This window comes from Streptomyces sp. HSW2009 (assembly GCF_040240285.1).
GTDB lineage: Bacteria > Actinomycetota > Actinomycetes > Streptomycetales > Streptomycetaceae > Streptomyces.
Genome location: NZ_JBEHZD010000100.1, coordinates 1 through 18281, shown reverse-complemented (window position 1 = coordinate 18281; position 18281 = coordinate 1). Strand labels below are relative to the sequence as shown.

At 72.6% G+C, this 18281-nt stretch carries 16 protein-coding genes; 5 read left to right on the top strand and 11 right to left on the bottom strand.

Features of this window, described 5'->3' with window-relative positions:
* Positions 1-121: 121 nt before the first annotated feature.
* Entirely contained in the window at positions 122-1057 is a 936-nt protein-coding gene (gene hemC / locus AAHZ94_RS10905) for a hydroxymethylbilane synthase (protein ID WP_349992549.1), read from the top strand.
* 209 nt (positions 1058-1266) lie between these two features.
* Here hemC and leuE read toward each other — a convergent pair whose 3' ends face one another.
* From leuE to AAHZ94_RS10865, 8 genes are all read right to left on the bottom strand, one after another.
* Positions 1267-1980 carry a leucine efflux protein LeuE gene (gene leuE / locus AAHZ94_RS10900; RefSeq protein ID WP_349992550.1) on the bottom strand — a complete coding sequence of 238 codons (714 nt, stop codon included), beginning with the start codon at positions 1978-1980 and terminating at the stop codon, positions 1267-1269.
* 704 nt (positions 1981-2684) lie between these two features.
* Complete coding sequence (locus tag AAHZ94_RS10895) at positions 2685-3644, bottom strand: TauD/TfdA family dioxygenase (protein ID WP_349992548.1); 960 nt, start codon at positions 3642-3644, stop codon at positions 2685-2687.
* A gap of 44 nt (positions 3645-3688) precedes the next feature.
* Positions 3689-5056, bottom strand: a complete 1368-nt coding sequence (locus AAHZ94_RS10890) for an aminotransferase-like domain-containing protein (protein ID WP_349992546.1) — start codon at positions 5054-5056, stop codon at positions 3689-3691.
* Positions 5057-5323: 267 nt separating this feature from the next.
* A complete protein-coding gene (locus AAHZ94_RS10885) occupies positions 5324-5614 on the bottom strand; it encodes a YciI family protein (protein WP_349992544.1) in 291 nt (96 codons plus the stop codon).
* A 176-nt stretch (positions 5615-5790) separates the two neighbouring features.
* Positions 5791-6537 carry an SDR family NAD(P)-dependent oxidoreductase gene (locus AAHZ94_RS10880; protein ID WP_349992542.1) on the bottom strand — a complete coding sequence of 249 codons (747 nt, stop codon included), beginning with the start codon at positions 6535-6537 and terminating at the stop codon, positions 5791-5793.
* On the bottom strand, positions 6534-7973 hold the full coding sequence (locus AAHZ94_RS10875) for an enolase C-terminal domain-like protein (RefSeq protein ID WP_349992540.1): 1440 nt from the start codon (positions 7971-7973) through the stop codon (positions 6534-6536). Before AAHZ94_RS10875 ends, AAHZ94_RS10880 begins: the two co-directional genes overlap by 4 nt.
* Positions 7970-8116: a hypothetical protein gene (locus AAHZ94_RS10870; RefSeq protein ID WP_349992538.1), complete on the bottom strand. Its 147-nt coding sequence runs from the start codon at positions 8114-8116 to the stop codon at positions 7970-7972. Before AAHZ94_RS10870 ends, AAHZ94_RS10875 begins: the two co-directional genes overlap by 4 nt.
* 24 nt (positions 8117-8140) lie before the next feature.
* Positions 8141-8824, bottom strand: a complete 684-nt coding sequence (locus AAHZ94_RS10865; protein ID WP_349992537.1) for an alpha/beta hydrolase — start codon at positions 8822-8824, stop codon at positions 8141-8143.
* A 32-nt stretch (positions 8825-8856) separates the two neighbouring features.
* On the opposite strand from AAHZ94_RS10865, the gene AAHZ94_RS10860 reads away from it, so the two are divergent.
* A complete protein-coding gene (locus AAHZ94_RS10860) occupies positions 8857-9111 on the top strand; it encodes a hypothetical protein (RefSeq protein ID WP_349992536.1) in 255 nt (84 codons plus the stop codon).
* A gap of 225 nt (positions 9112-9336) precedes the next feature.
* On the opposite strand, the gene AAHZ94_RS10855 is transcribed toward AAHZ94_RS10860, so the two are convergent.
* The 3 genes from AAHZ94_RS10855 to AAHZ94_RS10845 form a co-directional block, all read right to left on the bottom strand.
* The gene (locus AAHZ94_RS10855; protein WP_349992535.1) at positions 9337-11064 is read right to left on the bottom strand and encodes a GH3 auxin-responsive promoter family protein; all 1728 of its coding nucleotides are present in this window, start codon (positions 11062-11064) and stop codon (positions 9337-9339) included.
* A 46-nt stretch (positions 11065-11110) separates the two neighbouring features.
* On the bottom strand, positions 11111-12388 hold the full coding sequence (locus tag AAHZ94_RS10850) for an ATP-grasp domain-containing protein (protein WP_349992533.1): 1278 nt from the start codon (positions 12386-12388) through the stop codon (positions 11111-11113).
* Positions 12389-12581: 193 nt separating this feature from the next.
* Positions 12582-13820, bottom strand: a complete 1239-nt coding sequence (locus tag AAHZ94_RS10845; protein WP_349992532.1) for an MFS transporter — start codon at positions 13818-13820, stop codon at positions 12582-12584.
* A gap of 472 nt (positions 13821-14292) precedes the next feature.
* Between AAHZ94_RS10845 and AAHZ94_RS10840 the strand changes: the two genes are divergently transcribed.
* The 3 genes from AAHZ94_RS10840 (at position 14293) to AAHZ94_RS10830 (ending at position 18147) form a co-directional block, all read left to right on the top strand.
* Positions 14293-15156 carry an FAH family protein gene (locus tag AAHZ94_RS10840; RefSeq protein WP_349992530.1) on the top strand — a complete coding sequence of 288 codons (864 nt, stop codon included), beginning with the start codon at positions 14293-14295 and terminating at the stop codon, positions 15154-15156.
* A 511-nt stretch (positions 15157-15667) separates the two neighbouring features.
* Positions 15668-16786: a DUF5937 family protein gene (locus AAHZ94_RS10835; RefSeq protein ID WP_349992529.1), complete on the top strand. Its 1119-nt coding sequence runs from the start codon at positions 15668-15670 to the stop codon at positions 16784-16786.
* 575 nt (positions 16787-17361) lie between these two features.
* Positions 17362-18147: an MmyB family transcriptional regulator gene (locus tag AAHZ94_RS10830; RefSeq protein ID WP_349992528.1), complete on the top strand. Its 786-nt coding sequence runs from the start codon at positions 17362-17364 to the stop codon at positions 18145-18147.
* The last annotated feature ends 134 nt before the right edge of the window (positions 18148-18281 follow it).

Here is an 18281-nt window from a genome sequence, read left to right as displayed (position 1 = left end):
GCCAAGGCCCGACAGACCGACCGGCTCATCGAGCGCCTCGAAGAGCCGGTGGCGGGCCCCGCGACGCTCCGGCGGCCGGCCCGGGTCCGGGTGTCGGCCCCGCACGGCCTATCGTGGAGACATGGCTGACGCTGAATTGATCCGCATCGTCTCCCGTTCCTCGCCGATGGCGCTGGCCCAAGTGGAGCGCGTACGGGCGGAGTTGAGCGTGCTGCGGCCCGGCATCAAGACGGCCGTGGTGCCCGTGACGACCTCGGGCGACAAGTGGCTCGGGGACCTGTCCAAGCTCGGCGGCAAGGGGGCGTTCACCAAGGAAGTGGATGCCGCGCTGCTGGCCGGCGAGGCCGATCTCGCGGTGCACTGCGTCAAGGACGTGCCGGCCGACCGGCCGCTCCCGGCGGGCACCGTCTTCGCCGCGTACCTCAAGCGCGACGACATCAGGGACGCGCTGGTGCACCCCGGCGGCCTGACCCTGGACGAGCTCCCCGAGGGGGCGCGCATCGGCACCTCGTCGGTGCGCCGGGTCGCCCAGCTCGCGATCTCGCACCCGCACCTGGAGTGCGTACCGATGCGCGGCAACGCCAACCGGCGGCTGGAGAAGCTGGCCGACGGCGTGGTGGACGCGCTGCTCCTCGCGGTCTCCGGGCTTGAGCGCATCGGCCGGCCCGACCTGATCACCGAAGCCTTGTCGGTGGAGACGATGTGCCCGCCGATCGGTGCTGGCGTCCTCGCCCTCCAGTGCCGCGAGGACGACACCGCGACCATCGAGGCCGTCACCGACCTCGGCGACCGCGACACCTGGCGCGAGACCACCGCCGAGCGGATGTTGCTGCACGTGCTCCAGGGCCACTGCAACTCGCCGATCGCCGGCTACGCCAGGGCCGAGCGGGACGGCCGGCTGTCGCTGCGCGCCCGGGTCTTCACCCCGGACGGCAAGACCGTGCTCGACGCCCATGAGTGGGCCGGCCCGCTGGACCCGGCGACGCTGGGCACCTCGGTCGCCGTCGCCCTGCTCCGGCAGGGCGCCCGCGAACTGATCGACACGATCCCGCACTGATCGACACGATCCCGCACTGATCGACACGATCCCGCACTGATCGACACGATCCCGCACTGACGGGGGCGTCCCGCACTGACGGGGGCGTCCCGCACTGACGGGGGCGGGGCGGCGCGACCGGCTCCGGCGCGCGCCGGGCCGGCGGCCGGACGCCGCCGGGCCACGGCCCGGAACCGCCCCCGACCAGGCGCCCGCCACCTCTGTGTCCGCTACCCCGCGCTCGCCATCGACAGCTTCACGGCGAAGCCGAGGAACGCGGCGCCGGCGCCGGCTGACAGGCTCGCGGTGAGGCGCTTGCGGCGGCGGAAGGTCGCCGCGAGATACGTACCGCTGAAGATCAGGATCGACAGGTACGTGATGCTGAAGAGCTGCGCCCAGGCGCCCAGCGCGACGAACGAGAGCGCCGGGTGGGCGTAGTCGGGGTCGACGAACTGCACGAAGAAGGAGATGAAGAAGAGGATCGCCTTCGGGTTGAGCAGGCTCACGATCAGGGCCCGCCGGAAGGGCCGCTCGCCGCTCGGCCGGCCCGCCGCGGCGGCCTCCGCGGCGGGGGCGCCTGACCCGGTGGCGGCTGCGGTGGCTGAGCCGGTCGCCTCGCCCGGTGCGGCCTGCTCGCCATGGCGCCGCCACAGCGCCCAGGCGCCGCGCAGCATCCCGATCGCCAGCCAGGTCAGATAGCCCGCGCCCGCGAACTTCACGACGGAGAACACCACCGGGCTCGCCTTGAGCAGCGAGGCCACCCCGCCCGCCGACAGGACCATGAGCACCGTGTCACCGCACACCACGCCACCCGCCGCCTGGTAGGCGACGCGCGGGCCGCGACGGGCGGCGACGGAGACGACATAGAGGGAGTTCGGCCCCGGCAGCAAGATGATCAGCGCCAGGCCCGCGAGATACGTCGGTAGGTCCGTTATCCCCAGCATGAAGCGCAGGATGTCATCCGCGACGATCTCGCCCCAAGGGTTTTGGAGCACCCTCCGACGAGGCGTGCGACACAGCGCGGACGGCGGCTGCGGGTCCCGTACGGGCCGGGCGCGGTGGCCCCGGGCGGGACTGCGGGGCCGCACCGTCGCGCGGGCGCGCGCGTACAGGTGCGGAGAAGCGGCGAAACAGGGGACGCACGGGCAGGGCGTACGGGCACGAGGAGACGGGACGTACGAGCAGGACGCAGGGCCCGACGCAACGCGGGTGCTGCGGATCGGCCGTGCGGGTGTTGCGGGGCGGGGCCGGATCGCGCGGAGGACCGGATCGCCCGGCGTCAGGTGCCGGACGCCCGGTGACGGCGCCGGTGGGGTACCCGCGGCCGGGGGGCCCCCGGGGGGGGGGGGGGGCCGGGGCCGCGGCCGGAAGCGGCACGGCCCCGTTCCCGGAGCACATCCGGGAACGGGGCCGTACGAGAGGCGGGCCGTGCGAGAGGCGGGCCGTACGAGAGGCAGGCCGTGCGAGAGGCGGGCCGTGCGGGGCGGGATCGTACGAGGGGCGGGCCGGGGCCCGTACGACGGGTGGGCCGGGACGCAGCACGCGGGCCGGGGCCGCGGCCGTACGGCGAAACGAACCGCCCAGCCCCCAACTCCCAGCCCCAGCCCCCAACCCCCGCAGCAGCTCCAGCCCCAGTCCCCGACAGCCCCTAGTCCAGCACGTTCCCGTTCGACTGGCGGACCGCGCGGGAGCGGCGGTGGTCGAGTTGGACGAACGTGCGGTGCAGCCAGCGGTCCTTGCCGTCGTAGCGCGGGGTGAAGTGGCTGCGGCCGTGCAGGACCAGGTGGTTGTTGACGATCGCCAGGTCGCCGGGCTCCAGCTTGATGCCCTGGACGACCTTGTCGAAGGCGTCCTCCAGGGCGTCCTTCGCCCGCCCGGCCTCCGCGTCCAGCGCCTCGGTGCTGATGAAGTCGACGCGTACGTTCGGGTCGTCGTCGGCGCCGATCAGCAGGGCGTGCGGCTCGGACGCGGTCTGGGTGGGGAACGAGGAGGGCGGCGGGGTGACGTAGCGGGGCTGGGTGAGGATCGCGCGGTCCGCGTCGGTCAGCAGGGCCACGGCCTGTCGGACGCAGGTGACCTGGAGTTCGGCGACCCGGTCGTGGTCGGCGCGCATGCAGAACAGCGCCACGTAGTCGGGGCGGTTGTCGTGGAAGGTGTTCTCCGCGTGCATGCCGAGCCGCTGCGAGCCGGCGTTGTTCTGCTCGGCCTCCTGGCCCGGCACCGGCACCACGTTCTGCACCAGCGCGCCGGACTTCTCGTTGCGGTAGGCGATGATCTCGCCGAGTTGCAGGGTGGTCAGGGCGATCACCGACGAGGAGTGCGCCGGCGTCCGCTCCACCGAGCCCAGCACCTGCGGCGTGTCCGGCAACTCCGCCTCGCGGACCGGCAGGTTGCGGATCAGGATGCTGCCGTCGGGGCCAGCGTCGTGCCGGAACTGGCGGAGCCTGGCGGCCAGCCGGACGGGGATCGCCGCGGACAGGTCGCGGCCCCGGCCCATCCACTCCGGATGGTCGATCTCGGCCGGCTGGGCCGCGGCCAACTCGTCGGCCACCTCGGAGAGTTGGGCACGCTCGTCGTCGGTCAGTACGAAAACGCTCTGGGAGTCCATGGTGAGTCCTCGGTACTCGGTGGGTGATCGGGGGCAGGGCCCGGTCAGCGGTCGGTGCGCGGGGTGTCCTTGATGAAGCGGGCGAGGCGGGCGACGCCCTCGCGGATGTCCGGGACCGGCAGGCTGCTGAACCCGAGGCGGATCACCCGGTCGCCCCCGCCGTCCACGTAGAACATGGTCATCGGCGCCCAACTGACGCCGTAGTCGCGGGCCGAGCGCTCCATCTCCGCCAGGTCCGCTTCGAAGCCGACGCTGAGCATCAGGAAGAACCCGCCGCCCGGCACGTTCCAGCTCACCCCGTGCTCCGCGTGGTCCGCGGGCGGGAAGTGCTCGGCGAGCGCCGCGAGGGCGGCCTCAAGCCGCTCCTGGTACACCTCGGCCGTGGCCCGGCTGGCGCTGCGCAGGTCGTAGTCGGCCGCCACCAGGATGCCGCCGATCACGGCCTGGGCCAGCGAGGACGTGCCCACGGTCAGGAAGCTCTTGGTCTTCGACAGCTCGGCGGCCAGCGGGCGCGCGCCACCGTCGGGGCCGGCCACCGGCTGGTCCGCGATCAGGTAGCCGACGCGCGCGCCGGGGAACGCGGTCTTCGCGTACGAGCCCAGGTAGATGACGTTGCGCGTCTCGTCGAGCGCCTTGAGCGTGGGGAGCTCCGTGCCCAGCCGCCCGAACAGCCGGTACGGGTTGTCCTCCAGCAGGATCAGCTCCTCGCGGGCGGCCAGCGCCAGCAGCTCCCGGCGGGCGGCCAGCGGCAGCGAGGTGCCCGACGGGTTGGAGAAGTCGGGGACCAGGTAGAGCGCCACCGGCTGCTTGCCCTCGGCCCGTACCGCGCGCACCGCTTCGGCGACCGCGTCCGGCTCAAGACCGTCCGGGCCCTCCAGGACGCCGCGCAGCGGGATGCCGAGGGTCTTGGCGGCGCCCACGATGCCCACGTACGCGGGCGAGACGGTCAGCAGCACCTGGTCGGGCGAGGAGAACAGCGCCCGCAGCGCGATCACCATGGCCTCCTGGGCGCCCTGGGTGATCATGATGGAGGCGGGGTCGACGTCGATGCCCTCGTCCTGCTTGAGGTTGCGCGCGACCTCGTTCTGGATGAAGCCGTTGACCGGCCCGTACTGGTACAGCAGCCGGGAGATCCGCTGCTCCGGCACCCCGGACTCGCGCAGGTGCGTCAGATAGCGCTCCAGGTGGCCGGCGAGCTGGGTGACGTCGTGGGTGCCGTCGAAGGGCGCGCCGTTGGAGAACGAGATGGCGTCCGGGAACGTCATCGTCGTCTCGCTGAGCAGCCGCATCGAGTCCATCTGCGGGTCGACGACGGAGGCGTGCAGGTGTTCGGGGGAGAACGACGTCTTCCCGTCGGGGCCGGTGATCCCGCGTTCCCCGAGGGTCGTCGGGTCCACCAAGGGTGCGCTCATGACTCTCTCTTTCGCTCTCTGCTCGGGTGCTGGGGCGTGCGCTGGGCTGCTCTTACGTGGGCTGGGCTGGGCTGGCTTACGTGGGCTGGGCTGGGCTGGGCTGGGCTGATCTGGTCTGCGGTTGGCTGCGGCCGGCTGCTGCTCCGGTGGGGCCCGGGCTGCTCCGTTACGGGCCTCGCGGCGGGGCTTGCTGTCGCGGGGCGCGCGGCCGGGGTGGGTCCTGCCGCGGGAGCGTCACGGGCCTCGCGGCCGGTCCCGGGCCGCGGTTCAGGACCTGCCGACGATCCAACTGCCCTTGCCGGGGCTCCACTCGCGCACCCGCGTCGCGGCGATGAAGCCGGCCTTGGCGTACGGCTCCTCCGTCAGGATCGCGTCCAGGGCGGCGCGGTCCGCCGCTTCGTACACCAGCAGTCCGGTGTTGTCCGCGGGCAGCGGGCCGGCCGCCAGCAGCGCGCCCCGTTCGGTCAGGTCCTTCAGGTAGGCCGCGTGGTCCGCGTGGACCCGCTGGCGCTCGGCGCGGTCCACGTTGTACTCGAATTCGACGACGAACACCGACACGGAGGTCTCCTCGCTGGTGGTGGACCGACGGGCGGCCCGCAATCCCGAAACTGGTCCTGCTGTCCTGCTGACCTGCTGTTCTGCTTTCTTGCTGTGCCGCTTTCCTGCTGTGTCGTTGCCGGGGCGCGGCCCTAGCGTTCCCGCGCGGGGGCGCCCGCGCGGGGCCCGGCCCCGGGTCACATGTAGATGCCGCCGTTGATGTCGATGACGGAGCCGGTGGAGTAGCCCGCGCTCTCCGAGCACAGGTGGAGCACGCTGCCCGCGGCCTCGGGGACCGTGCCGTAGCGGCCCATCGGCAGCCGGCCGAGCACCGCCTTCTGCGCCGCCTCGTCGCGGCGCTCGAAGGCGCCGGCCACCCGGGCGGTGGCGATCGGCCCGTGCGCGACCACGTTCGCGACCACGCCGGTGCCGGCGAGTTCGAACGCCACCTGCTTGGTCATGCCGATGACGGCCGCCTTGGCGCCCACGTACGCGGCGTTGTTGAAGCGGCTGAACGTCCGGCCGCCGGCGGAGGCGAAGTTGACGATGCGGCCGTAGCCGTCGGCGGCCATCCGCGGCGCGCACACCTTGATCGCGATCCAGGTGCTGACCACGTTCTCCAGGTACGTCTCGTCGAAGTGGCTGTGCTCCAGGTCGGCGTAGCCGATCACCCGGGTGTCCCCGCCGACGCCGTTGACCAGGATGGACGGCGCGTGCTGCGCAACGATCTCGGTGAGCTGCCGCTCGGCCGCCGGAATGTCGGTGATGTCGCCGACGACGGCCTCCGTCTTGGTCTGCGCGGCGAGTTCGGCCGCAAGCCGGGTCACCGCCTCCTCGTCCTTGTCGAACAGGACGAGGGTGTGGCCCTCGGCCGCGAGCCCCCGGGCGACTTCCTGGAGGATGCCCCCGGCGGCGCCGATGAGCAGGGCGGTGCGCTTCGTCATGACAGGTCTCCCGTGCTGTTGACGTGCGTGGTCGCGGTGGTGTGCTGGCTGGTGCGGGCTGTGTCACGGGCCGGTGCTGGCACGGCTGCGCTGCCGGCTGCCGCCGTGGTCGCGGCTGCGTCGCCGCCGGCTGCCGTGTCCTCACCGGCTGCCGCGTCGCCGTACGCCCTGCCGGCCGCCGTCTCCTGCGTCCCGGCGTACGGCGATCCGTACGCCGATCCGTACGGCGCGTCCCGCGGCGCCGCCTCCGCGACGGCCTGCCGCAGCGTCGGGCCGGGGCGGACGCCGAGGCCGGGGCCCGGCAGCGGGTGGGCGAGGTAGTGGCGGCGGTCCACGTGGTAGGGCGGTTCGGTCAGCGGGGTGGGGAACCACTCATCCTGTTTGCCCGCCTCCACGGTGGCCAGCCGGCCGAGCGAGCAGGCCAGCAGCCGGGCCGCGGCCCACAACGGCCCGACCTCACCGACGTGCACGCCCAGTTGGGCACCGAGGCCGAGCGCGCGGGCCTGCCGGAGCAGCCGCAGCGTCGGGAAGAGGCCGCCGCACTTGCTGACCCGCGCGTTGACCAGGTCGGCGGCGCCGAGTGCGGCGGCCTGCGCCAGGTCGGCCGGGCCGCAGCAGGACTCGTCCAGCATGACCGGGATGCCGCCGGCCTCCCGGACCTCCCGCATCGCCGGCCAGTCGCGCTGGCCCACCGGCTCCTCCAACCAGGCGACGCCCAGCGGCGCGAGCGCCCGGGCCGCGCGCACGGCGGTCGCCCGGTCCCAGTCGCCGTTGACGTCGATCGACACGGTCGCCGTCGGATCGAAGGTCTCCCGTACGAAGCGGGTCCGCGCGACGCAGTCGTCGACGTTCCGGGTGGCCTTGAGCTTGACGTGCCGGATCGACCGCAGCGCCGCGGGGTCAAGACCGGCCACCGTGGCCGCCGGGTCCTTGGCCATGTCCAGGACGTACGAGACGGCCACCGGCCCCGGCCGCTCGGCCAACAGGTCCGCCACCTCCGGCACCCGGCGCAGCGCCTGCGCCCCCGGCACCCCGTGCACCCGGCACACCAGGTCGAACAGGGCGAGTTCGAGCGCCGCAGCGGCGGCCGGCATCGGCTCGCCGTCACCGCCATCGCCGTCACCGCCGCCGTCGCCGCCGCCGCCGACCAGCGCGGGCAGGTCGAGCGATGCCAGCGCGCGCAGCGCCGCGTCCAGGTCGGCCACGTCGATGAGGGCATTCAGCCGGTCGGGGTCGATCGCGCGCAGCGCCCGCACCGCCCCGGCCACCGATTCGCCGGTGACGTACTCCCGCGGCGCGCCCGCGCCCAGCCCCTCGGGGCCGGCCGCGCGGACGGCGACCAGTACCGATGCGGTGGTGGCGCGGGCCGTCCCTGCGTGCACGAACGGCCGGCCCATCGGCAGTGCGACGGGCGCCCCCCGCACCTCGGTGATCACGCCGGCACCGCCGGCACGACGACCCCGGCCAGCCAGTCCCAGTAGTCGCGGCGGGCCGGCGAGAACTCGACGTAGTGGTGGCGGGCGGCGAAGGCGGTGGTGGTGAAGTCGCCGTGCAGGGCGCGCAGCGTCGTCTCCGACACGTCCAGGTCGATGATCGGGTCGTGTTAGACGCGGACGAAGTGGACGGCGGGGCCCCGCGCGAGCGGCGCCTGTGCCTCGGCGTACGCGTCCTCAAGGGCGACCATGGTGGCCCGGGTCCGGTCGGTGATCTGGCGCAGCATCAGCCGGTCGTTGGCCATGAACTCCAGGTAGCGCGGCTCGCCGGTGTAGTCCTCGTCCTCCAGGGCGATGGGCGCGCGCTCCCGACCCGAGAGCCTGCGCACGGCGGCGAGTTCGACCGGGCCGAGCCTGGCGCGCTGCTGGCCGAGGGCGGGGGTGCAGTAGACGAGGGTGGCGACGTCCAGGCCGCCCCCCGCGGCCAGCGCGCCGACCACGCTCCCGCCGAAGCTCTGGCCGAGCAGGGTGAGCGGCAGCCGCGGGTGCGCGCCGCGCGCGGTGGCCAGGCCCTGCCGGTAGTCGGCCAGGACCACATCGGCCGACGGCAGGTCGCCGCGGACGCCGCCGCTCACGCCCGAGCCGCGACGGTCGAGCGCGTAGCTGACGACGCCGCGCGCGGCGAGTTCGGGGCCGGTCTCGAAGAGCCAGTTGGCGTGGCTCTGGATGCCGTGCACGTAGAACAGCACGCCGTGCACGGGCGATCCGTCGTCCGGGGCCCAGCGGTGCAGGGCGAGCGTGGTGCCGTCAGCGGCCGTGAGCTCCGATATCAGGTGGATGTCCTTCGCGTACATCGGTGTTCGACCCCCCAGGTACGGTGTCCGGTGTGGTGCCGAAAGGTGCGCGGGGCGGCTGCGTCCCGGCGCCCGGCCGCTCCCCACGGGCGGGCGCCGCCCCCGCCGGGGGGGGCCGGGGGGGGGGGGGGGGCGCGGGGGGGGGGGGGGGGGGGGGGGCCCGGGCCCCGGGCCGCCCCCCCGGGGGGGGCGCCGCCCCGGCCGGTGCGGACCGGGTCGGGTCGGGACGAGTCGGGGTGTGTGCTCGGTGTGTGCTGGGTGTGTCGGGTTGTCTCCGGGTGCGCTGAGGCGTCTCGGTGACGGTGTGGCGGGGTGGGTGGCTATGGGCGGTGGCCGCGGGCGGCAGTGGTCGGGGTGGGTGGCAGCGCGTGGCCGGGGCGGGTCCCGGTGGTCGGGGGCGGGCCCGTGGCCGACGGTGGGTGGTGGCGGGTCTGCGGGCGCGGGGCGGGCCGCGGGCAACCCGGCCGGCGCGGCAGCGCTCCGGGCCGGCGCCGGTCGGTGGCCGGCGCGCCCTACTGGCGCAGCGCCTCTTCGAAGTAGCGGAGCACGTCCCCGTTGCGCTGCACCCAGTAGTGCTTGAGCTGGGCCGGGGACGCCCCGTCGGCCTGCCGGCGCTGGTCCACCGCGGCGAAGGTGCCCGGCGGTACGGCGAGCACCCGCAGCGGGGTCAGCCGCTCGGTGCGCCGCTTCTCCGCGTACTCGATGTTCAGCGCCTGGAGCTGGCCCTCGACCTGCGCGGCGAACCGCTCGGGGGCGAGCGCGAGCCCGTCGGGCCACTCGATGGCCAGCGTGTAGCCGGGCGGGGTGTGCCACACCGGGATGCAGGTGAACAGCGGGCGGAAGGGCCAGTCGTCACCCAGCGCCAGCCGCACCGCGGTGTGCACGTCCTCCTCGGTGAGCTTCTCGCCGGTGAACGAGCTGCCGAAGCCGCCGCGCCCGGCGAACTCCATCCTGGGCACCTCGCCGACCCGGTCGACCACCGTGTAACGGTCGCCGAGGTCGTACCGGTACAGGCCGTTGGCCTGGCTCATCACCACGTTGTACGTCCGGCCGGCCTCCAGGTCGCGGTAGCCCACCGTCTCCACGTCGGGCTCCAGGTCCGCGTCCTCGTCCCGGCCCTCGACCGGCACGAACTCGTACAGGCCGAGGTCGACGGCGAGCGGCCCGGCCGCGTGGTGGGCGTCCACCGGGATGGTCACGATGCCCTCCGTGCCGGTGGCGCTGAACGGCAGCTTCGGCACGCCGGGCGTCACCTCTTCGAGCCACGGGCGGTACAGCGCGGCCGACGCGGAGTTCCACGACACCACCAGGGACAGGTTCGGCCACAGGTCGGCCAGGCGCAGAGCGCCGCCACCGGCCCGCTGCACGGCCGCCAGCCGGTCCGCGAGCAGCGGATCGGCGCCCCCGCACGGGGCCCCGGCCAGCGTGCCGCGGCGCAGGTCGGCGATGAGGTCCCCGGAGCGCTCGGCAAGTTGCTCGGCCAGGCCGACGATCTTCGACGGGTTGAGCGCGACGATGATCCGTACGTCGGACGAGGCCAGCAGCCGCAACTTGCGGTACAGGCCCGTCTTGTAGTCCTCGTCGTCGACGCCCTGGAACCAGTCCTCCTCGTACCACGGCGGCGACCAGTCGACGCTGCTGACCGAGGCCGGCCGCTGCGAGATGGCGTAGCTGGCGAAGTCGCTCACCGGCTTCAGCGAGGCGGAGCGCTCCCAGGACAGGTCGAGCACCGCCGCCCCGTGCGAGCGGTCGTAGCCGATGCTCTCGAAGTACAGCCCCCACTGCGCGTACAGCGCCCGGCCGCGGTAGAGGTTGCGCCAGTGCCGGGTGGTGGGGATCAGCTTGGGCTTGCCGCTCGATCCCGAGGTCTTCAGGAAGGCGTAGGGGTCGCTGCGCGTCAGCACGTTGGTGTCGCCGTCCAGCAGCTTCTGGATGTACGGCTCGAACGCCGGGTAGCAGCGCACCGGCACGGCCTTCTTCCAGTCCGCCAGCGTACGGACCGCGCTGAGCCCGTGCTTCTTGCCGAAGTAGGTGCCGTCGGCCTGGCCGAGTATGTCCCGAAAGACGCGGTCGACGTGCTCCTGCGGGCGGGCGCAGATCGCGCGCTGTCGGGCCAGGGCGGCCCGCGCCCGGTCCAGGAAGGTGCCGGTGACGACTGAGGAGTTGACGGACTGCTGTCGGGCGTAGCTGGTGCTGCGCTGTGCGGCCGTTCCGGATTCGGGCAGGATGTCGGTGTTCACGCGCGCCTCCCTCTGATCAGCGTTGTCAGGCTGCGGGTGCGCACGTTCACTCGCCGGGGGTGTCGTCCACCGGGACGGTCTCGATGGTGATGGCGGCCAGTACCGCTTCGGCGCGCGCCACCGCCTCGTCCGCGTCCGCCCCGTTGGCAACCACGAACCCCATCAGCAACTCCCAGTTGTTGCGCACCGGGATCGCGACCTCGCCGACCTGGAGGCACAGGTTGACGCCCACCTCGGCGTCCCGGATCGGGTCGAGCCCGATCAGCCCGGTCCACGCCGTCTCGATGGGCATGTGGTTGACGGGGACGCCGAGGGTGTCGAGCCCGGTGATGCCGGTGACCAGGCCGGGCTCGGGCATGAAGTGGATCATCACGGCGCCGCGGCCGGCGTCCGGCGGGGGCGGCGTGAACGTCTCCAGGCCGAGCGGCACCGCGACCTGGAGGCGGGAGAGGTCGATGTCGTAGGCGCGCCTGATCAGTTCGTGGATGCCGCCGCCACCGATGCGGCAGTGCGTCTCCAGGATGCGCGGGCCCCGGTCGGTGAGGATGAACTCGGTGTGCGAGGGTCCTTCGAGCAGCCCGACCGCGTCCAGCAGGGCCCGGGTCAGGCGCACCATCTCGTCCCGGACCGCGGGGTCGACCCGGCCGGGGAACAGGTCGCCGATCTCGATGGCCTGGCCCGGCGCCTTCAGGTACTCGTCCACGCCGATCGGATGGTGCGTCCCGGCGGTGGAGAAGGACTCCAGGGTGACCTCGGGGCCTTCGAGGAACTCCTCGACCAGCCCTTCGCTGTGGCCGTCGGCGACGAACAGCTCCCAGGCGGCTGTGGCCTGTGCGGCGTCGTCGATGGGGAGCGTGGAGAGGCTGCCGGTGCTGTCGATCGGCTTGAGGATGACCTTCCCGCCCACCTCGGCGATGAAGTCGTGGAGCGCTGCTTCGCTGGCGATGACCCGGTGCAGCACCGGGCTGATGCCGGCCCGGTCCATGGCCTGCCGGGTCAGCACCTTGTTCTTGATGGCGCGTACGGTCTCCACGCTGTTGCCGGGGATGCCGAGCTTCTCGCTGACCACGGCGGCGGCGAGCACCGCGTCCTCACCGGGGGCGAGGACGCGTCGGAAGGGGCGGTCGTGGTGCAGGGGCGCCAGGACGTCGAGCACGGCGTCCGGTTCGGTGACCGGGACGGGGCACTCGATCATCAGGTCCACATAACGCTGGACGCGGTCCGGGCGGCTGCCCGGTGAATGCACGAGCACGACCTCTAGGCCGAGTTCCTTGGCGTGCCTGGCCATGTCGGTCCGACTGCCGATGATCGCTATACGTTCCATGGAATTTCCTTGTCACATAGTGGCGCGATGCCTTACCCGTGGTGCGTCGTTGCCGTACGTGGTGGAAATGGGTCGTACGCGTTTCTTGTTCGCTTCCCGCCTGCTTCGCGCGCGGTTCTCGCCTTTTTTCTCGTACGGCTCCGGTGTGGCTCTCGTTCAGCCCTCGTTCGACTCTCGTTGCGGAATTCGACCGTCAGGCTTCCGCCCCGGCCGCCGGTGCTGGGGCAGCCGGTGCGGATTCCTCGTCGTCCACCAGTTCCCCATAGTTGGAAACCTTCTCCATCGCCTTGAATCCGACGGCCACCGCACAGCCGACGGCCGCCAGGATGACCCAGAGCGTGGCGAATCCGAATTGCCGGGCGATGACGATGCCCAGCGGTCCGCCGAGAATCAGCCCGAGGTTCCAGGAGAAGAAGAAGGAGCCCTGATAGGTGCTGGCCTGCCCGTCCGGCGAGCGGCGCCCGAGGAAGGTGGACGCCATCGGTACGTAAATGACCTCACCGAGCGTCCAGATCACCAGCGCCCCGACGAACCAGGGCACGTTCGTCGCAAACGCGTTGAGGCCGAAGCCGACCGCCACCAGTACGGCGCCGATGACCAGCGGGGTGTTCTCCTGCATCCGCTCGGTGACCTTCGGCACGAAGGGCAGTGCGGCGACCATGAGGACCGCGTTGACCGCGAAGACCAGGCCGATCGTGGACGGCGTGAGGCCCTCGTGGTCCATGTGCAGCGGCAGCGCCGCCTCGAACTGGAGGTACACGCAGGAGAGCACGAAGGACAGGCCGAGGAAGGCCAGCAGCACCGGACTGCGGAACGGCTCCGCCATGTCCGCCGCGGCACGCCGCGCCGACCACGGCTCGTCGGTGCGCTGGTGCACCAGGTGGTCCTTGGGCAGCGCCCAGACCAGGCAGAAGTAGAGCACGCCGGCGCCGACCCAGAGCAGGAACAGCGCGGGCGGCCACAGCGCGAGCGCGAACCCGGAGAGCACGGGCCCCAGCGACGCACCGACGTTGAAGCCCACGTGCAGCGTGCTGTACGCCTTCGCGAAGTGCTCCTTGGCGACCAGCGAGGTCACCAGGCCCGCAGCCGCCGGCCGGTCCACCGCGGTGAGCAGCCCCGCCAGCGGCGAACACACGCCGATCACGTAGATGTTCTCCACGAAGGCCAGCAGGGCGGCGGTGACCACCACGCCCAGTTGCGCCGTCAGGATCACCCGCCGGGCCCCGAACCTGTCGGCCACCACGCCGCCGACCAGCCCCGCGGCGACCACGCCGGCCCCGAACAGACCGAGGATGATCGGGGTGACGCCCTCCGTGGCGATATCACCCTGTTCCAGGTAGATGACGAGGAAGGCGGGAACCAGCACACCGAAGCGGTTGGCGGTCTGGCCGAAACACAACAGCCAGAACGACCTGGGCAATCGCATCGTCATTCTTCCCCTGGTATGCATTGCCCGGCTGGGCTCTGGCTCTTCACCCATGCCTCCACCAGCGGCCAGCCGGGGGGAATCAGCCATGGGTCACGGACGTACGAATCCCAGCCGGACGCGAGATCGAGATCGGACGCTGAACCACTTCCCTGACGTCGACGCTGTTATTCGGTCGATTCAGGCTGAGAGGAAACGTTACGGCGCAGTGCAGTTGCAGCCATCACGCACCATTGACGTGATTTCCGTGCCCATGAGAGCCGGGCATGTGCCGCAGCCAAATTCCTACCGCCAGGACGATACAAATGACCTTCGCGGAGTGTCAATAGGAAAAAATTTGCCGGTCAACGAGCCTTCCTGCTCACAGACTTACCGGCCCACCGTGTACGTGCCAGCGGCAAGAAAGTGCCGACCCACTTAGCGTACGGTGCGGTCCAGCGCAAGCAGCTTATGAGATTCGTCCAGGAGGCGATCATTCATGACGGTGCTGTTTGAATGCAGCTACGACAACGAGCGCTACTTCGGCCTCGGCGTACCGCGCGACGGCGCGGAGCTGCGGATTCACCGCCTCGGCGGTGATCGACTCGCCTCCCTCATCGCCGCGTCGGGCGGCGAGGCCGACGCACTGACCGCCGGGCGCGCGGAGCTGACCGTGCCGGCCGCGGACCGGGACCGGGTCCGCATGCTGCCCCCGCTCATGCCGGACCACGTCGGCGACGCGCTGGTGAGCGGCTTCATGATGACCCACAACGTCAAGGCGGACGCGTCCACGCCGGACCAGCCCAACTGGTTCGTGAAGGGCCTCGGCGACGCGCTCAAGCTGCCGGGCGAGCCGCTTTCGGTGCCGGGCGACGCGGTCGCCGTCTGCGAGGAGGCCGAGGTCGTCCTCGTCTACGTGGGCGAGGAGAAGACCGGCCGCCCCCGCTACGTGGGGCACGCCTTCGGCAACGACGTCACCGACATCGGCCGCTTCAAACGGCACCACGGACACCTGTCGTACGCCAAGCTCTGCGACGCCGGCATCTCGCCCGTGCTGCACGTCGGCCCGCCGCCGGCCCGCGTCACCGGCCGCACGACGATCGAACGCGAGGGCTCCGTGGCCTGGTCGGGCCCCTTCACCACCGGCACCGACGCCCTCTTCTACGACCTGGAGACGATCATGGCCACGCTCCTCGCGTACACGGCCCTGCACCGCCCCGGCCGGGTCCACTACGTCTACATCGGCGCCGACCGCAGCAGCTTCCACGCCGGCCACGAGATGGCCGACGGCGACCGGGTGACGCTCGACTTCGCGAGCCACGGGGTCGTCTTGGGGAATCCACTGGCGTGGGGCGAGCGGTAGTCCCAGGCGCGGGCTCGCCGCTCGGGGCGCTCCCTGGCCGGGGTGGCCCCTGGCCGAGGTGGCCCCTGGCCGGGGCTGCCTGGGGGTGACCCTGCCTGGGGCGGTGCCCCTGCCCGGGGCTGACGGAGGGTGACTCTGCCTGGGTGGGGCGGCCCTGCCCGGGAGTTGTCTGGGGCGGCCCTGCCCGGGGGCTGTCCGGGGGCGGCCCTGCCCGAGTGGGGCTGCCTCTGCCCGGGTGGGGCTCGGCCCCAGCCCGGGTGGGGCTCGGCGCCCTTGCCTCCCGTGCGCGGCCGGCAGGCCCGTACGGCTCGGAGCGGGCGCGGGAGCGGTACGAGGACGAGGGGGTGCCGAAGCCAGGGCGGGGGGGCTGACACGGGTGACGGGCCCCGCGCGCGGGGCGAAGTCGGGTGGGGCGCGGCGCCCTTGTCCGGCGAGGGCTCGCGCCGTGCCGAGTGGGAGCCCGCGCCTTGCCCGGGCTCCGTGGGCGCGGGTGCCCTGGGAGGATGGGGGCATGAGCGTGGAGATCGACATCACGGGTCTGCCGCCGGAGCACATCCTGTTCCGCCCCACACCGCTCGCCGAACTGTGCGCCGCGCTGCACGCCCTCGCGGAACCCGACCACCACCCGGGCCTCAAGACCTGGGTGGCCAGCACCCTCGCGGCACTGCCCGGGGAGCTCGCCGGGCGGCTGCACGAGGCCCGCCTCATGTGGGGGTCCACCTTCTCGGACGTCTTCGTGCCCTTCGCCGGCGTGCCCGCCCGGCGGGGGCTGCCGGGCGCCACGCTCGCCGAAGACCTGGACGTACTCGACCAGTTGGACGACGAGCGCTTCGTGGCGTCCGCCCTGGAGTTCACCTGCGCCGCGCCGCACGACCGGCGCGCCCCCTCCCCGCTGACGGACGCCGCCGAACGGGCGCGGGTACTGGAGCTCGCCGCCGCGCGCGGCCCGGGCCAACAGGACTTCACCCGCCGGCTGCTGACCGACCCACCCGCGCTGCGCGCCTGGGTCAGGCGGCTCCTGGAGGACTGCGACGAGGCGTTCTTCGCCGACGTCTGGCAGCGCGTGCACGGCGAACTCGCCGCCGACGCCCGCCACAAGACCGAACTCCTGCACCGCAAGGGCCTCCCGGCGGCCATCGCCGAGGTCTCCCCCGCCCTCAGCCTGACCGGCGACGGCCGCCGCCTCGTCGTCGACAAGATGGCCGTCGGCGCCACCTCCGCGCTCGACCCGGCCACCGGCCCCGGCATCACGTTCGTACCGTCCAGGCTCGGCTGGCCGCACCTGCTGGTGCTGCACGCGGAGGGTTGGCGGCCCGTCGTCACCTATCCGGTCGCCGCCGCCGACCTGCCGCAGGCCACCTCCGTACAAGAGGTGCAGGAGCGGCTTGAGGCCATCGTGCACCCGGCCCGGATACGGCTCGCGCGCTTCCTCGCCCGGGCCCCGCACACCACGGGCGAACTCGCGACGGCCACCGGGCTCACCGCGCCCGAGGTCTCCCGCCACCTCGCGGTGCTCAGGAAGGCCGGCCTGGTGACCACGCGCCGCCGCGCCAGGTACGCGGAACACCAGCTCGTGGTCCGGCCCGTCGCCCGGCTCGGCAGTGACTTCCTGGAGAGCATCCTGCGCTGATGGGCGGCGGCCGGCGGCGGGGCGGGCCAGCGGGCGGGGCCGCCGGTCGGGAACGGGCCGCCGGGCGGTCGGGCGGCGGTCGATGGCCGGCGGCCGGTCGGGCAGCGGTCGAGGGCCGGCGGGAGCTGCCGGCCGGGCGGCGGCGACCGCCTGGAGGAGGCCACGCCCTGGAGGGGACCATCAGCAGCCGGCGGCCGGGCCCCACAAGAACCCGATCCGGTCAAGTGGCGGTAACCACAGTCTTTCAACGGGGCTGACTTTGTGTCATTTGACTGGGTGAGTCAAACGTTGCGGCGCCACAGGGGCCCCGGGGTGCACAGTAGTTGCGTGTCCACCCCGTCCGCGGGCAGGCATTTCAGGACAGAGGAGGGGCGTGCGTAGCAACCAGGAGTTCGCGCTCGGCACCGTCCGCGCGACCACACACGGATCGCCGCCGCCCAACGGGCCTACCCGGGCCCGATGTTAGTCCGAAGCCAGCCGCGGTGCCGGACCAGCACCGAGGACCGGACACCATGCCGCGCAGTTGTCCCGCCGCATGCGCAACCTCTTCAGTCTTGTCCCTAGGGGGAATTCACATGACCGTTCCCGATAATTTACTGGACGGCGTTTCACTCCCCGGCCTGCTGCGCACCTGGCGCGCGGAAGCCGGCGAGAAAATGGGACTCAAGAAGCCGCTCCCGCAGAAACAAGTGGCGGAGCGGATGGAAGTCAGCGAACGCTGGTACCGAAACCTGGAGGGCGGCCAGACGGTGCCCCTCCCCGGCCCCGTACTCAAACGCCTCGCCACCGCGCTCGCCCTGGGCCCCGACGACAGAATGGCCCTCTTCGCACAGACCCTCAGCCGCCCGTTCACCCTGGCCGCCAGCATCGACACCACCGACGTACGCGACCGGGGCGCGCTGGACGCCGTCGTGGAAATGGCGAGCACACCGGGCCCCCACCCCGTCTACGTGGTCGACAGCGCATGGAACCTGGTCTCGTTCAACCCCAAGATGGCCGAGTGGTTCCCCGAGATCTGCCAGCCCCACACCAACCTGCTGCGCTGGGTCTTCTCCGCCGACGGCCGGGCGAAGCTGGTCGACTGGCAGGACAACGCCGAACGGTTCCTCGGCCAATTGCGCTTCTCCCTCGCCAACCATCCGGACAACCTCGAACTGCGCGAACTCCTGCGGTTCCTGCTCGCCCATCCCGAGGTTTCCGCCCTCTGGGAACGTAGCCCGCGGTTGATCGCCTACCGCGAAGGCGAACTGTTCCGCTTCCACCTCCCGAGCATTTCCCCCGACGAACTCTCGGCCGTCGCCCGCGTCTTCCTCCCGCCCTATCTGCCGGGCATCAGATACGTCACCCTGATGCCGCACTGATGCCGCACTGAGGAAAACCCCGACGCCGTACCGGGCGGGAATTCCGCACCGCACCGGTCCGGAATGCGCCACCGCCACCGCGGACCGGGGGGGGGGGGGGGGGGGGGGGGGGGGGGGGGGGGGGGGGCGGGGGG

Coding starts and splice junctions, on each gene's coding strand:
- hemC (WP_349992549.1), top strand. CDS start 122: ATGGCTGACGCTGAATTGATCCGCATCGTCTCCCGTTCCTCGCCGATG.
- leuE (WP_349992550.1), bottom strand. CDS start 1,980: ATGCTGGGGATAACGGACCTACCGACGTATCTCGCGGGCCTGGCGCTG.
- AAHZ94_RS10895 (WP_349992548.1), bottom strand. CDS start 3,644: ATGGACTCCCAGAGCGTTTTCGTACTGACCGACGACGAGCGTGCCCAA.
- AAHZ94_RS10890 (WP_349992546.1), bottom strand. CDS start 5,056: ATGAGCGCACCCTTGGTGGACCCGACGACCCTCGGGGAACGCGGGATC.
- AAHZ94_RS10880 (WP_349992542.1), bottom strand. CDS start 6,537: ATGACGAAGCGCACCGCCCTGCTCATCGGCGCCGCCGGGGGCATCCTC.
- AAHZ94_RS10865 (WP_349992537.1), bottom strand. CDS start 8,824: ATGTACGCGAAGGACATCCACCTGATATCGGAGCTCACGGCCGCTGAC.
- AAHZ94_RS10850 (WP_349992533.1), bottom strand. CDS start 12,388: ATGGAACGTATAGCGATCATCGGCAGTCGGACCGACATGGCCAGGCAC.
- AAHZ94_RS10845 (WP_349992532.1), bottom strand. CDS start 13,820: ATGACGATGCGATTGCCCAGGTCGTTCTGGCTGTTGTGTTTCGGCCAG.
- AAHZ94_RS10840 (WP_349992530.1), top strand. CDS start 14,293: ATGACGGTGCTGTTTGAATGCAGCTACGACAACGAGCGCTACTTCGGC.
- AAHZ94_RS10835 (WP_349992529.1), top strand. CDS start 15,668: ATGAGCGTGGAGATCGACATCACGGGTCTGCCGCCGGAGCACATCCTG.
- AAHZ94_RS10830 (WP_349992528.1), top strand. CDS start 17,362: ATGACCGTTCCCGATAATTTACTGGACGGCGTTTCACTCCCCGGCCTG.